We start from the raw sequence: 14077 nt of genomic DNA on the forward strand, positions 1-14077 counted from the left end.
GCTCAGCAGGGGACGGGGGGCTGGGGCTGGCTGCCATCGGAGACCACCTCATTCGGGCACGGCAGCGGAACGGACACGGCAGCGGACACGGCGCGCGGGAGGACGAGCCGGGCCGCCGCGACGCGAGGAGCACGTGCGGCGGCCGCGGCGGCTATGCGGTCAGGACTCGGTCATGCCGCACCCTGTGAGGCCCTCTGGCGCCGCAGGGCGTACAGGCCGGTGCCGGCCACCGCCAGCATCGCGAGACCGCCGGCCGTCACGCCCGGCGAGGAGGCCAGGCCGCCGCCACCGGTGTGCATCCCGCCGCGCGGCTTGTCGTGCTTGTCGCCGTGCCAGGAGCCCTTCTCGTGGTCGTCGTGCTTGCCGTGCTCGTCGTGCTTGTCGCCCCAGGGGTCCTCGTCGTGCTTGTCGTCCCACGAGTCGTCGCCGTGCTCGCCGTCCTTGTAGGTGCCCGGGTCGTGCTTGGGGTCGTCCCAGTCGTCGTACGTGTTCACCACGGTCAGCGCTCCGCCGCCCGTGTTCACCCCGCCGTGCGGCTTGTGGTGCTTGTCGCCGTGCCGGGAGTCCTTGTCGTGCTTGCCGTGCTCGTCGTGCTTCCCGTGCTCGTCGTGCTTGCCGTGCTCGTCGTGCTTGCCGTGCTCGTCATGCTTGCCGTGCTCATCGTGCTTGCCGTGCTCGTCGTGCTTGGCGGTGTCCCGGTCGTCGTCCGCGGTCACGGCGGCGAGCGCTCCGCCACCCGTGTGCATCCCGCCGCGCGGCTTGTGGTGTTTGCCGTGCTCGTCGTGCTTGGCGTGCTCGTCGTGCTTGGCGTGCTCGTCGTGCTTGCCGTGCTCGTCATGCTTGCCGTGCTCGTCGTGCTTGGCGGTGTCCCGGTCGTCGTCCGCGGTCACGGCGGCGAGCGCTCCGCCACCCGTGTGCATCCCGCCGCGCGGCTTGTGGTGTTTGCCGTCCTTGTCGTGCTCCTTGCTGTAGGAAGTGGAGTCGTGGTCCCGGTCGCCCATCGTCTCGGCGTAGGCGGTGGGTGCGGCGATCGCGAGGGCGGCCGTGGCCGTGGCCGTCGCGAGCAGCATGCCTGCAGAGCGCATCGGTGAGTCCTTCCGTCACGGACCGGGCGCTGACGCCTCGCCAGCTCACGAGACCCGGCCCCGACGTGCACCACCGTCAGTCATGCCGGACCGTCCCACCACCAGGGGCGTTCAGATGGGTTACGACCACACCCTGACGGCGGCATTCACCCACGCCGGTCCGGCCGGAAAGATCGCAATCTCTCGCCGGTCACGCCCGTCTCCTACGGCGACACGGGGGCGAGGTCAGCTCTCCACCGGACCAGCTGCGGGAGGCGTTCATGGCCATGGTCGGCCTGTTCTGGATCGGCGAGGACTCGGTGTACGTGGGGGCCGAGCCCGAGGGAGCGGCCTCCGGGGTGCGGCTGTCCGAGCACGGCGTCGAGACGCTGGGGGGCGGCCGGGGCAGGTTCTGGACCTGGGACGAGGTGGTCCGGATCGAGACGCGCGATGTGCCCGTGCGGTCCGGGGTGCGGAGACTGGCGTCCATGGCCTTCGACGCCGCGCTCGTCGTGGTCACGGGTGACGGCCAGCTGCCGCCCCGCCTTCACCGTGGAGGTGGCGACGGCCGAGGAGACCGTCCAGGCCGATGTGCACGCGGCTGTCGCCGGAGGGCTCTACCTGCCCTCCGAGTACGAGCTCTCCGTCACCCTCCTCCAGCGGCTCGCCGACGGCGGCACCGACATCGGTGACCTCCTCGCCTGGGGCCGTGACCACGCGGCCGAGGGCACCCCCGCAGCGCGAGGAACGCGAGGCGCTGCTGCGGAAGTGGGCCGGGGCGTAGGGGTGTCCGCAAAGTCCCGTCGTCCCCCCGGAGGGCGGGCCCTGCGGCGTCCGGTGCGTGCTCTGGGGGTGCCACCTGCTCGAAGAGCTTGGGGGAGAGTGCCGAGCGTCGCGGGGCAGGCGGGACTTTGCGCACCCCTAGGTCCGGCTGCCCCACCTAGGTCCGGCTGCCCCACTGGTCACCATCGCCTCTGCCGCTGACGCCCCAGGCTGCTCGGGTCCGGGTCGACCAGTTGCGCCGCCATGCCGACGAGGACCAGCCCGGCCGCGATGAGCAGCCCCTGTGCCAGGGCGATGCCGGAGCCCAGGACGGCCACGCCGAGGGCCAGCGCCCACCAGGCTCCGGTACGCCGGTACTCCCGGGGCCGGGCAGGGCGACCTGATCTCATGGCCCGGGTGAACCTGGGGTCCTCCCGCTCGAGTCGAGCTTCGAGGTCGACGAGGCGTTCGTCTTCGGACTGGGGCACGGCTTCTCCTCTCCCGGAACCCGACAGCGCTTCGAGGCAGGGCACGGCCGAGGCCATGGCAAGTCCTGGGGTGTCGGGCCGTGTGGCAGCGCTGAGGGAGACAGCCCGCCGACGCGCGGCGCGGCCGGTCTCACCAGGGCTTCAGCTTCTCCCTCCTCCAGCGGCGTCCGCCATCGGGCCCAATCCTCATCCTTCCCGGTGGCCGCCCCCCACGAACGCCCTGCCGTAAGGCGGATGTTCGGCCGAGGATGGGTGGTGGCACGGATGGCGACGCGCCGGAGGGAGCCCGCATCCGGGGTAGGCGTGCACGTGCCCTGCTCGTCGGCACCGACCTCGGCCCGGGCGAGGGCACCGAAGTGCGCCCGAGCGCGTCCTCGACATCGTCGTGCCTCTCTGACGGGGCTCCAGGCCGCCTGCCGGACCTCGCCGAGGGTGACGGCCTCGCCGTCGGGCGGGGGCAGCCCAGCGCCGCCGAGCCAACCTGCTCCAGCGGCTCGGCATGAAGGACCGTCTGGAGCTGACCCGCTACGCCGACCGCGTGGGGCTGATCGAGCCCTGAGCCGGGAGTGCGCTAGCGCTCGGCCTCGGCGGGCAGTGCGGCGGAGGCGGACGAGGGTGTGCTGTCGTCCCGGGGGCGGGGCTCGGTGTCGTACGACGGGATCGTGCGGCCGGGCCGGAGGTCCTGGGCGGCTCGGAGTGCGCGGGCGAGCAGGTGGGCTCGGCCGGCGGCGATGGGGCCGAGGATCGCGAGGACGAGGACGTACCCGGCGATGAACGGGGCGAGGCGGGCGTCGAGCCCGGCGCCGGCGGCCATGGCGGCCAGGATCAGGGCGAACTCCCCGCGGGCCACGAGGGTGGTGGCGATCTCGGCGGCGGGCTCGGTGCCGTAGCGGTACACACGGGCGACGAGGAGTCCCGCGGCGACGTTCATGACGACGGTCAGCGCCGCCGCCGCGGTGACCGGTCCGACGACGGAGACGATGTCGCCTGGGTCGATGGAGAGCCCGAAGGCGAAGAAGAAGATCGCCGCGAAGGCGTCGCGCAGCGGGTGCACGAGTTCCCGGATGCGCGGTCCGGAGGGCGTGCCGGCCAGGATCAGGCCGACCATGAACGCGCCGATGGCGTCGGCGACTCCGAGGACCTCGGCGACTCCCGCCACGAGGACGGCCGCGCCGAGGAAGCTGATGACGAGCAGTTCGTTGTCGCGGGTCGCGATCAGACGGCCGGCCGGCCTGGTGCCGTAGCGGGCGGCCGCGGCCAGTACCAGCAGGAAGCCGAAGGCCTTGGCGCTCTGGAGGACCGTGTCGCCGATGCCCTGGGCGCCGCTGATGACGGGCTGGAGCGCGGCGAGGTAGAGGGCCAGGAAGATGTCCTCGACCACGATGACGCCCAGGATGAGGCGTGTCTCCGGGCGGCCGAGGCGGCCCTGGTCGATGAGGATCTTGGTGACGATGGCGGACGAGGAGATCCCCAGGACACCGGCGAGCACCAGCGCCTCCCGGACGCCCCAGCCCTGGGCGAATCCGAAGACCAGCCCCGCGCCGACGTTGAGCAGCAGGTAGATGCCGCCCGCCGTCAGCAGGCGCCGGCCGCCGCTCTTGAGGTCGTCGCGGTGGAACTCCAGGCCCAGGTAGAACAGCAGCAGCACCAGTCCGAGCGCGGAGAGCATCTCGAAGTCGTGTGCGTCCTCGACTATGACCAGGCCAGGGGTGTGCGGGCCGAGCAGGATGCCCGCGAGCATGAAGAGCGGGATGGTCGGGAGTCCGATCCTGCCGCCGAGGCGGGCGAGGAGGGCGGCGGCCAGGAAGGCTCCGCCCATGGCGAGAAGGCTGTCAGCGTGTCCCACGGGTCACCGCCTTCTCGGGCACGCAGGGGGCGGATCGTTTCACCGTGCGGGGATGGATAGGCGCTCCTCCTTCGTGGGGCTGGGTCGGACGGCGACGCGCGCGTCTCGGCGCCGCGCGAGCCGCAGCCATGCAGTCATGACGACCGACGCGAGCCTCGGCGACGCTCCAGCCTCACACGGGCTCCGGGCCCGTCACCATCGGTGCCCACACCCATCTCCGGGCAGGAGCGACACCCATCTCCGGGTGGGGTGACACCTGTCCCCCCGTCACACGGTCCGGTGGTCGATGCCCAGCAGGCTCGCCGCCGCCCTGAAGTCGGCCGCGTGGTGGCCGACCGCGAGGGACCAGTGGTGGCCGACACCCGTGGCGCTCCACGCGTCCACCCATTCGCCGGGATCGCGGCCGAAGTCGACGCGGCTGGTGGTGTTGCCGATCTCCAGCAGGGGTCCCGGTACGACGGTGCCCTCGGAGGTGACGAAGGACAGGCTGCCGTCGGCGTCCTGGCCCAGGCCGAGCAGCGTGACGGGTCCGTGCTGGACGTCGAACTCGACGCTCACGCCCCAGCCGCGCTTGCCGTGGTAGACGCCGAGCCCGCGCAGCAGCGGGTCGCGGGCGCTGACCGCGAGGTGGGCGGGTCCGTCGTGGCCCATCTCCACGACGCCGTCCTCGAAGTTGAGGGCCTGGATCTCGGTGAAGGAGCCTCCGGCGCCGACGCTCTGGGAGGCGAGCTGGGCGACGCTGGTGCGCAGTTCGTACTCCCCGGCCGCCGGCACGCCCCTGGCCGTGAGCAGGGAGGCACCCAGGATCATGCCGGCGCCGAGCCGCTCGTGCAGCTCCCCGTCGAGGCCCCGGTGGTAGTACGCGAGGCTGTCGAGCTCGAAGTCCGCCACGAGCCGGTCCAGGGCGACCGACACGGTCGCACCCCAGGCGAAGTCCTCCTCCACCACGCTGTCGTCGAGGGTGAAGACCTGCCGGGCGAGCGCCATGCGCTCCTTGGTCTCCTGCTCGGTCACGCGCTGCACCCGGTGCCGCAGGTCGTCGAACTCCAGCACCTCCACGTGCGAGCCGAACGCCGTGGACAGCAGCGTCGGATCGGTCTGCACGTCGAGCATGCCGGGGTACACGTGTCCCATGAGGCCGTGCCGGGCGTGCCGGAGCGCGGCGCGGATGTGCGCGGCCCGGATCCACTGTTCGATGCGCCGCCAGGCGGACTCCTGCCGCAGCCAGCCCGACACCGACCGGAAGGGGACGCCGGCACGCCGGAAGACGTTGCCGACCTCGGGGACGGGGCACTGCCCGCAGTAGGCCAGCCAGGCCCCGGTGTCGAAGGAGGCGTGGTCCATCTTCTCGGTCGGCTGGAGGTCGATGACCAGGACCGGTGTGTGCGTGCGCTGCGCGATCGGCAGCACCATCGAGGAGGTGAGGTAGGTCGTCAGGAACAGCACGATGAGGTCGCAGTCGGCCTTGCGCAACTGCTCGGCGGCGCGCGCGCCTTCCTGGGCGTCGGAGACGAACCCGGCGTCGGTCACCTCCGCGTCCATCCCGCGGAAGCGCTCGGCGACGTAGGCGGCCGACTCCTTCAGCTGCGGGAGGAGACCGGGGAACTGCGGCCAGTACGTGCCGAGTCCGCCGGCGACCAGTCCGATCCGGGTGCGTCGCCGGGTGACCGGCGGGAGCAGGTCGTGCAGGGCGGCGGCCCGTCCGGCGGCGCGGTCCGCGGTCGTTGCCATGGTCGGTGCTCCTTGAGGGGTCGGTGTGCTGCGGCTCAGGTGCTGGGGACTCGCAGGTCCGCTCTGTCGTGCGCCGCGCCGGTGGCACGGGGCACCAGCACGCGGATGATGAACACACCCGCGAACGCGGCCACCGTCATGCAGGCGGTGATCGTCCAGAGCAGGACGGCCGGGCTGTAGTCGGCCAGGGCGGGGGTGAAGAACGCGGCGACCGCGAAGACTCCCCGGGACAGGGCGTAGGTGAAGCCCTGGGTGGTGCCGCGGGTGTCCGCGGGCAGCGTGAGCTGCGACCACACCTTGTAGTTCGCCTCTCCGGCGAAGGGATTGGAGAGCTGGTAGAGCACGAAGAAGACGAGCATGCCGACGAGCGCGCCCGCGGTCAGGGACGCGATGACGAAGGCGAGGATCTGCACCACCGCGGCCACATGGAACAGCCGGTCGCGCCAGGGGCTGTCGGCGACGCGGACGAACGCGAAGGTGAGCAGCACGCCGATCGGGATGAAGGCCAGGTTGATTCCGGTGGCCAGGCTCTGTGAGGCATCGCTGACGGTGACGAGCAGATAGGTGCCGAACTGGCCGAAGGTATTGGCCCCGAGGCCCCAGGTGACGTAGAAGACGAACGTCGCGGTCATCGGCAGCAGGGCGGCGCGCGTCCAGATGTTCTTCAGGGAGCTGCCGCGCGGGGCGGCCGCCGTCTCCTCCTGCGTGTCCTGTTCGTCGGACAGTTTCAGGCGGGAGCGCAGGGCCCAGGTGACGAGCGCGGCGACGGCCAGTTGTCCGGTGATGAGCCGGGCGCCGGTCATGCCCGTGGTGGACAGGACGAAGCCGAGGAAGATGGCGACGGCGATGCCCAGCATCCACATGACCTGTGTGAAGGCGACGAGCCGTCCCCGGGCCCAGGAGGGCGCGGCGTCCGAGACCACGGCCAGGGAGGTCGGCAGATCGGCGCCGGCCGCGAGTCCGGCGACGAGGACGCCGATCAGCAGCGTGATGTCGTCGGGCGCCAGCGTGATGACGATCGCCCCGAGCGCGAAGCAGAAGATGTCCCAGTTGTAGACGCGGCGGCGGCCGAAGAGGTCGGCGAGCCGGCCGCCGACCAGGGATCCGACGGCGATGCAGCCGGTGACGATCGCGCTGATCGCACCGGCCATCCACACGCCCATGTCGTAACTGTCGCGGTAGATGGCCAGGTTGACGGAGATGCTGACGATCAGCCCGGCGTCGAGATAGGAGGCCATGCCCGACAGGGCGGCGGCCTTCCAGAGCGGTTTGGGGATGGGGCGGGTACCGGCCATGATGCGACTCCGTCGTCTGGTGACATCGCGGTTCCGGGGGCCTGGTCGCAGCGAATATAGGGCGAGAAAAACGTTGCAACAAGGTGTCGCGCAGACATGGGTGACATGACGTCGGCGTTCCCGACGGCGTGCTCGCATATGGCGTGACCGTTCCAGGTCGCCTACCGTGAAGGGCGGCCTAAAAACGTTTTAGGGGAAGGACCGCATCCGTGATCTCCCCCGTGCTCCGGCAGCTGTTCGATGATCCGCCTCGCGATTTCGGCCCCGCTCCCCTGTGGTGGTGGTCGGGTGCGAAGGTCACCCGTGAGCGACTCGCCTGGCAGATGCGGGCGTTCGCCGAGGGCGGTGTCCACAATCTCGTCGTGATCAACCTGGCTCCGGCCGGCCCGACGTTCGGCGCCCGGGCCGACGATCCGGCGTGGTTCGGCGAGGAGTGGTGGGCGCGTTTCACCGACGCCTGCGAGATCGCCGCGGAGCTGGGCACACGCCTGTGGTTCTACGACCAGATCGGGTTCTCCGGCGCCAATGTGCAAGGCGGTGTGACACGGCGTCAACCCGAGGCTAGGGGCTGTGCGCTGCGCTGCCGCGACGTCACCGTCTCCCGGGGGACGGTCTCCCTGCGGGATGCCGAGACCCCGCTGGCCGCGTACACCGCGCAGGGCCGGCGCCTCGACCTCGCCGCGGGCGGCCCGGGCACCCTGTCCGTCGCAGCCGCCGACGGAACCGGCGTACGGCTCGTCACCACCGTCCCCACGGCGTTCGACTACCTGGACCCGCACGCCGTCGGCCTGCTGATGGACGCCGTGCACCACGAGTACGACCGCCGTGTGCCCGCGCACCTGGGCACCGTCATCGCGGGCAGCTTCCAGGACGAACTGCCGGGCACGAACGCCTGGAGCCACCGCTTCGCCGACGAGTTCCGCGCCCGGCGCGGCTACGACCTGCTCGACCACCTGCCGGCCCTGTTCGGCACGGACGCCACCGTCCCGGAGACGAAGATCCGCGCCGACTACTACGCGGTCCGCGCGGAACTCACCGAAGAGGCCCTCTTCCGGCCGCTGGCCGCATGGCACCGCGAGCGCGGGATGCTGCTGGGCAGCGACCAGAGCCACCCCGCCCGCGCCGGATACCCGGCCCAGTCGACGCAGATCTACACCGACTACTTCCGCACCCACCGCTGGTACGGCGCCGCCGGCAGCGACCACCACGGCGACGCCAAGGTGCACTCCTCCATGGCCCACCTCTACGGCCACGAGCGGGTGTGGATCGAGGCGTTCCACTCCTCCGGCTGGGGCGGCACGCTGGAGGACACCTACCACTGGCTGCTGCCGTTCCTGCGCAGCGGCGCCAACCTCTACAACCCGCACGCGAGTTACTTCGGCACAGCGGGCGGCTGGTTCGAGTGGGCGCCGCCGTCCACCGACTGGCGTCAGCCGTACTGGAAGCAGTACCCGGCGTTCTCCCGGGCCGTGGCCCGGATCTGCTCGATCATGTCCTGGGGCAGCTACGTGGCCGACGTGGCGGTCCTGCACCCGACCGCCACCATGCAGGCCCTCGTCCCGCTGGACGCGCCCGTGCAGCACTTCGGCGACGGCCGGCTGGGCGACGGTTACGCCGATGCCGACGAGACGCAGCGCCATTATCTCGACCTGTGCGGCACGAACAACTGGCTCGCCCCGCACCCCGGCGCCCTCGACCGGCGCGGCATCTCCTTCGACGTGGTCGACGACGACTCGGTGCAGCGCGCCAAGGCCGCCGACGGCGCCCTGCGGATCAGGGACCTGGCGTACCGCGCGGTGCTGCTGCCGTCGGCGAGCGTGCTGGAGGAGGAGACGGCGCGGCGGCTGACCGAACTGCTCGACGCGGGCGGCCGCGTCGTCGTCGTGGGCCGTCCGCCCGCCACGGCCGCCGGCCGGTCCGGCGACGACTCGGTGGTGGCGGCCCTGCTGGCGCATCCCCGGCTGGAGCGGGTACGCGACCCGGAGTCGGGTGCGGCGGCCGTGGCGGACGCTGCCGGTCACGCCACGGGCGAGGTGCCGCTGCTCGTCAGGCGGACGGGGAACGAGGCGGTGGCGCTGGTCACGGCGGCCTTTCCCGAGATCGGCGCGCATCCGCTGCGGGCCGGAACCTCCCCGTCGGGTGATGCCGTCGGCACCGTCGGCACCTCGTCCGTCACCGTCCGGGCCTCGGTCGCCGAGGCCGAGGTCTGGAACCCGGCGACCGGGTCCCGCACCCCCGCGCACGTCACCGTCTCCGCCGACGGCGCCGTCTCGACCATGGACGTACCGCTGGACGGCGCCCCCGCTGCCCTGGTCGTGTGGCGCGAGGGCCGGCCGACGCCCACGCGTCCTCGACGCAAGGCACCCGCCCAGGTGATCGACGTCTCGACCGGCTGGCACGGCCGGCTGGTCCCCACCATGGACAACACCTGGGGCGATCTGGCACTGCCCCCCGGTTCGTCGGTGGACGAGCCGCAGATCTGGGACATGGAGTGGACCGAGGGCGGGGCTTGGGAGCGGACCCGGATCACCTACGGCAACCGGGTCCGCGTCCTGCCGCCGGTGCCGCTCGGTCAGCTGCCCGAGCCGCTGGACGCCGCGTCCGTGGAGCGGATCCTGGCCGGTGAACTGGCCCTGGTGCCACACGACTCGGGCTGGGACGTCGCCGTGTACTCGTCGAGCCGGGGCATCCCGGACCCGGGCGGGCTGCTGGGCCTCAAGGGCCTGGTGAACGAGGAGTTCGTACGCGTCCCGGTGCCGGGCGGCGGAACGGCCGCCCGGGTCCGGGCGATCGTGGAGACCGGCCATCGGGGGCCCGCCGAACTGCATGTCGGCGCGGAGTGCGTCAAGCGGGTGTGGTGGAATGGCGAGCCACTGGAGCCGGACGGCGGTGGCTACTTGGCCTCCGCCCGGGTCACGGTCACCCGGGACCGCAATGTGCTCGAGTACGAACTGTCCGACGCCCAGAGCCGCCCCTCGACGATCTCGGCCGCCGACGGCACTCCCCTGGACAGCTTCTTCTGTCTGTCGGAGCCGGGCGGGCTCGGGCCGCGTCCGCGGTTCATGCGCCCACCGGACGGGGTACGGCCGGACGGCCGCGTCACCTATCGCGCGCGGCTACAGGTCCCGGGCGACGACGCACGGGCGGTGCTCGTCGTGGGTGCCGCCTCGGCGGTCACCGTGCTGCTCGACGGTGAGGTCGTGGCGCGGCAGGAGAAGGTGGAGTACTACGAGGCGGACTGGGGCGCCGTGCCGATGTTCTTCCGCCACGAACCCGCGCTCGGGGCGGGCGAGCACACCCTGGAGGTCATGGCCGACAGCACCGACGCCCGGGACGCGGTGTTCGTCGATCTGGTGGTGCGTTCCGGGGCCGGGGTGACGGCCCTGGTCAGCGGCGCCGGCTGGGAGGCCGAGTCGGGCGGCCGGCGCGGGCGGACCGTCGAGGACGAGCACAGGCGGGGCGAGTTGCAGCACTGCCACGCCGCGGTACGGCCGCACCCGCTGCCGGACTCCGGGTGGCTGACGGGCCGGCCGGTGCTCGGCGGGACCGTATGGCCTTCGCGGTCCACCGACGACGTCCACGCGACGCCGCAGCGCTTCCGGTTCACCGTGCCGGCGGGAACGGTGTCGCTCGACCTGCCGTTGGCGCTTCGCGCGAGCGTGCGCGTCGGGGACGGGCCGGAACTGCCCCTGAAGACCGACCAGCTGACACTTCCTCGACCACTCCCGGCGCACACACTGGTCGAGGTGGTCACGGAACCCACCGCCGTCCTGCGGGGTGGCTCCGCCTGGCACGGGCCGGTGCGAGTGCGTGCCGTCCCGGCGCCGCTGCCCCTGGGGGCCTGGCGGGAGCTGGGGCTGGGCAGTTGGAGCGGGGGCGTGACCTACGCGCGGGCGCTGGAGGTGCCGTCGGGGCCCGATCCCGTGCTGGATCTCGGGCGGGTGCGGGGCAGTGTGGAGGTGTCGGTCGACGGGGAGCCGGCCGGTGAGGCGTTCTGCGCGCCGTACCGTTTCCCGTTGCGCGGCGTCGCCGGGCGTACCGTCCGGCTGGAGGTGACCGTCCGGGGCACGCTGGCGCCGTATCTCGCGGAGGCCACGCCGACGGCCTGGGCGTTCGACTCCCAGCTGTCGTCGGGGCTGTGGGGGCCGGTGACGCTGCGGATCCCGTCCGACCACCGGGGTGGCGGGGTCTAGTCCTCGGCGGGCGGTCGGGTGGAGTCGCGCAGGACGAGGCCGGGGGCGAAGACTCGGGTCTCGTGGACGTGGTCCGCGCGGGCCTCGATCTCGTCGAGGAGCATCTCCACGGCCGCCCGGCCCAGCTCCTCGACCGGCTGCCGGACCGTCGTGAGGGTGGTGGCGCCGAAGGTCGCGATGTCGAGGTCGCCGTAGCCGACGACCTGTACGTCCTCGGGGATGCGCACGCCCCGGTCGGTCAGGCCCCGGCACAGGCCCGCCGCGAGGAAGTCGTTGGTGCAGAAGACCCCGTCGGGCAGTTCCCCGAGGTCGTGCGCGATCCGTGTGCCGTACGCGACGGTCATCCGCTCGGCGACGACCTGGTCCAGCCGTGCCTCGCGCCGGCTGCGCACGGCCTGCCGGGCGCCCTGGTAGCGGTCGGCGCACTGGCGTATGCCGCGCTCGCCGTTGACGACGAGGATGTCGCGCGCGCCGCGGTCGAGGAGGTGCTGTACGGCGATCCGGCCGCCGGCGATGTCGTCGACGGATGCGGAGCAGCCCTCCCGGTCGGGCATCGCGCGGTCGGCCAGGACGAGCGGGATGCCCCGCTCGCGCAGCCGGGCGAGCCGGCCCGGGTCGGCGCTGAGCGGCACGACGACGACGCCGACGGCCCGCTGCTCGACGAGCATGCTGAAGTAGCCCTGCTCCCGCTCCGGGGCGTCCCCGCTGTGGCACAGGACGAGGGAGTAGCCGTGGTCGTAGGCCGCGTCCGCGGCGCCCCGGGCGATGCGCGCGTAGAAGGAGTTGGTCACGTCGGGCAGGACCAGGCCGATGGCCGAGGCGCGGCCGGTGCGCAGGCCGGCGGCTCCCGGGTGGGGGACGTAGTCGAGCGCGGCGACCGCGATGCGGACGCGTTCGGCGGTCTGTGCGTTGACGCGCTCGGGCCGGTTGAGCACGTTCGACACGGTGGACACCGAGACGCCGGCGGCGGCCGCGACGTCCTGGATGCGGGCGGGGCGTGCCGGAACGGCGTCCACCCCCCTCGCTGTCGCAAGCCGTGCGACCAGGCACGACGGTGTCCTTCACGGGCGCCGCAAGTATAACGTGACCGGGCATGGAACGTTTTTCCCGCCCGGTCGTCGTCACTTCTCCGGATCAGGCGGAGGGCGCGCCGGTCAAGACTTCCACGCGGCCGGTGTCCAGCGAGTAGTAGGCGCTGACGACGGCCAGGTCGCCCTTCTTCACGAGCGGGGCGAGGTCCCGGTTGGTGCGCAGCTCGGCGGCGGTCTGCTTGGTGTGGATCCGCACCATGGCGTCGACGGGGTCGGCGTGCTTCGCCCGGGTGGTCTCCCGGTAGGCGGGCCGCAGGGCGTCGGAGATCGCCTGGAGGTTGCCGGGGAGCTTCTTGCCGTCGCGCATCGCCTCGTAGGCCGCCTTGACGGCGCCGCAGCGCTGGTGTCCGAGGACCACGATCAGCGGGGTGCCGGACGTCATCGGCCCGTACTCCACGGAGCCGACGACCACCGGTCCCACGACCTGTCCGCCGGTGCGCATCACGAACAGGTCGCCGAGCCCTGTGTCGAAGACGAGTTCCGGCGGAACGCGGGAGTCGATGCAGGAGAGGATGACGCCGTAGGGGTCCTGTGCCTCGGCGACGAACTCGCGCCGCTTCGGGTCACGGTCGGGGTGCTGGAGGTTTCCGTCCACCCAGCGCTTGTTGCCTCCCATCAGCCGGGCGAACGCCGCCCAGGGCGAGTCCGGTCGCGGACCCGCCGCGGGTGAGGGCGACGGGGTCTTCGCCGCGCCCACGGCCGACGTCTTCCCCCCGTTCGTGCTGTCCGGGTTCGACGAACAGGCGGTGAGCATGGCTGCGGTGGCAGCCAGCCCGCCGGTGAGTATGGCCCTGCGCTGCGGTGTCCTGGCGGTACCCATGTGGCCGTCCCTTTCGGTCTCCGTCCTCCCTGGCGGGAGCGGTGATCCAACTGTCGTGGGAGGCCGGTTAGCGCCCGTACAGCGCTGATGCAGGGCAGGAGAAGTGCTGTTCCAAAACGCGGGGAGTGAGGGGTTCGGACGCTGTGTGATCCCTCGTCAGAGGCGGACTGTCGCGCGGTGTTCGTAGTCCAGCCCGTGTTCGGCGCAGCGTCCCTCTCCGCGGGGGCAGATCATCGAGTACTCGCTGATCCGGGCCCGGTACACCCGCCACGGGGCGGGCGGACGGACCTCCTCCGGCGCGAGGGAGCGGCCGCCGCGCCCGGCGGGGCCGGGGATCACCCGCAGGCCCTCCAGGACCTCCTCCCCGGGGAGTTCCACCGCCGTGGCCTTCAGGTACAGGGCGAAGGGGCTCGCCGTGCCCACCGGGGCCCGCGAGTCGTGCAGGACGATGCCGATCCGGGGCTCGTGGGCGATGTTGCGGGAGTGGGTGACCTCGGGGGACGAGACCCAGTACAAGTCCCGTCCGTCCTCGGTGGAGTAGAAGACGGGTGATGCCCAGGGCGCGCCGTCCGGGCCGACGGTGGCCAGCACCATGTACATGTTCCCGTCGATGATCGCGCGTGCCGCGCTGCGGGTGTCCTCGTTCATGCGTTCCCCCTGTTTCCGGTGTTTCCGGTTTCCAGTTCCCGTCATGGGGGTCACTCTAAGAGCGCGCGCTCGGGTCAGGCGCCCACGCCTGGACGGAGCCGGCGGCGGTGGGGTCGGGGGGATGGCGACAGGTAAGGCT

The 14077-nt window shown here is 72.3% G+C and carries 10 protein-coding genes and 1 pseudogene; 2 read left to right on the top strand and 9 right to left on the bottom strand.

All coding sequences use genetic code 11. The features are described from left to right. Positions 1-170: 170 nt before the first annotated feature. The 3 genes from CA983_RS29410 to CA983_RS29420 form a co-directional block, all read right to left on the bottom strand. Positions 171-1085: a hypothetical protein gene (locus CA983_RS29410; RefSeq protein WP_086603856.1), complete on the bottom strand. Its 915-nt coding sequence runs from the start codon at positions 1083-1085 to the stop codon at positions 171-173. Between the two features lie 495 nt (positions 1086-1580). Beyond that, positions 1581-1781, bottom strand: a complete 201-nt coding sequence (locus CA983_RS46335) for a hypothetical protein (protein WP_158101897.1) — start codon at positions 1779-1781, stop codon at positions 1581-1583. A gap of 245 nt (positions 1782-2026) precedes the next feature. Further along, positions 2027-2314, bottom strand: a complete 288-nt coding sequence (locus CA983_RS29420) for a DUF3040 domain-containing protein (protein WP_086603857.1) — start codon at positions 2312-2314, stop codon at positions 2027-2029. 463 nt (positions 2315-2777) lie between these two features. Between CA983_RS29420 and CA983_RS48270 the strand changes: the two are divergent. Further along, positions 2778-2873, top strand: a pseudogene (locus CA983_RS48270) (DNA-binding response regulator); the annotation flags it as partial. A 12-nt stretch (positions 2874-2885) separates the two neighbouring features. On the opposite strand, the gene CA983_RS29425 reads toward CA983_RS48270, so the two are convergent. The 3 genes from CA983_RS29425 to CA983_RS29435 all read right to left on the bottom strand — a co-directional run bounded on the left by CA983_RS29425 (position 2886) and on the right by CA983_RS29435 (position 7186). Continuing rightward, positions 2886-4160 (bottom strand): cation:proton antiporter, encoded by a 1275-nt coding sequence (locus tag CA983_RS29425; RefSeq protein WP_086603858.1) that lies wholly within the window; start codon positions 4158-4160, stop codon positions 2886-2888. A gap of 267 nt (positions 4161-4427) precedes the next feature. Next, positions 4428-5891, bottom strand: a complete 1464-nt coding sequence (locus CA983_RS29430) for an L-fucose/L-arabinose isomerase family protein (RefSeq protein WP_086603859.1) — start codon at positions 5889-5891, stop codon at positions 4428-4430. 35 nt (positions 5892-5926) lie between these two features. Beyond that, complete coding sequence (locus CA983_RS29435) at positions 5927-7186, bottom strand: MFS transporter (protein WP_086603860.1); 1260 nt, start codon at positions 7184-7186, stop codon at positions 5927-5929. A 209-nt stretch (positions 7187-7395) separates the two neighbouring features. On the opposite strand from CA983_RS29435, the gene CA983_RS29440 reads away from it, so the two are divergent. Next, positions 7396-11379 carry a glycosyl hydrolase gene (locus CA983_RS29440; protein ID WP_086603861.1) on the top strand — a complete coding sequence of 1328 codons (3984 nt, stop codon included), beginning with the start codon at positions 7396-7398 and terminating at the stop codon, positions 11377-11379. Here CA983_RS29440 and CA983_RS29445 read toward each other — a convergent pair. The 3 genes from CA983_RS29445 to CA983_RS29455 form a co-directional block, all read right to left on the bottom strand. Continuing rightward, positions 11376-12395 (bottom strand): LacI family DNA-binding transcriptional regulator, encoded by a 1020-nt coding sequence (locus CA983_RS29445; RefSeq protein WP_086603862.1) that lies wholly within the window; start codon positions 12393-12395, stop codon positions 11376-11378. The two genes, CA983_RS29440 and CA983_RS29445, sit on opposite strands and share 4 nt — an antisense overlap. A 118-nt stretch (positions 12396-12513) precedes the next feature. Further along, positions 12514-13290 (bottom strand): carbonic anhydrase, encoded by a 777-nt coding sequence (locus CA983_RS29450; protein WP_208637068.1) that lies wholly within the window; start codon positions 13288-13290, stop codon positions 12514-12516. A gap of 156 nt (positions 13291-13446) precedes the next feature. Continuing rightward, positions 13447-13938, bottom strand: a complete 492-nt coding sequence (locus CA983_RS29455) for a pyridoxamine 5'-phosphate oxidase family protein (protein ID WP_158101898.1) — start codon at positions 13936-13938, stop codon at positions 13447-13449. Positions 13939-14077: the final 139 nt, after the last annotated feature.

Source organism: Streptomyces swartbergensis (assembly GCF_002148965.1).
Taxonomy (GTDB): domain Bacteria; phylum Actinomycetota; class Actinomycetes; order Streptomycetales; family Streptomycetaceae; genus Streptomyces; species Streptomyces swartbergensis.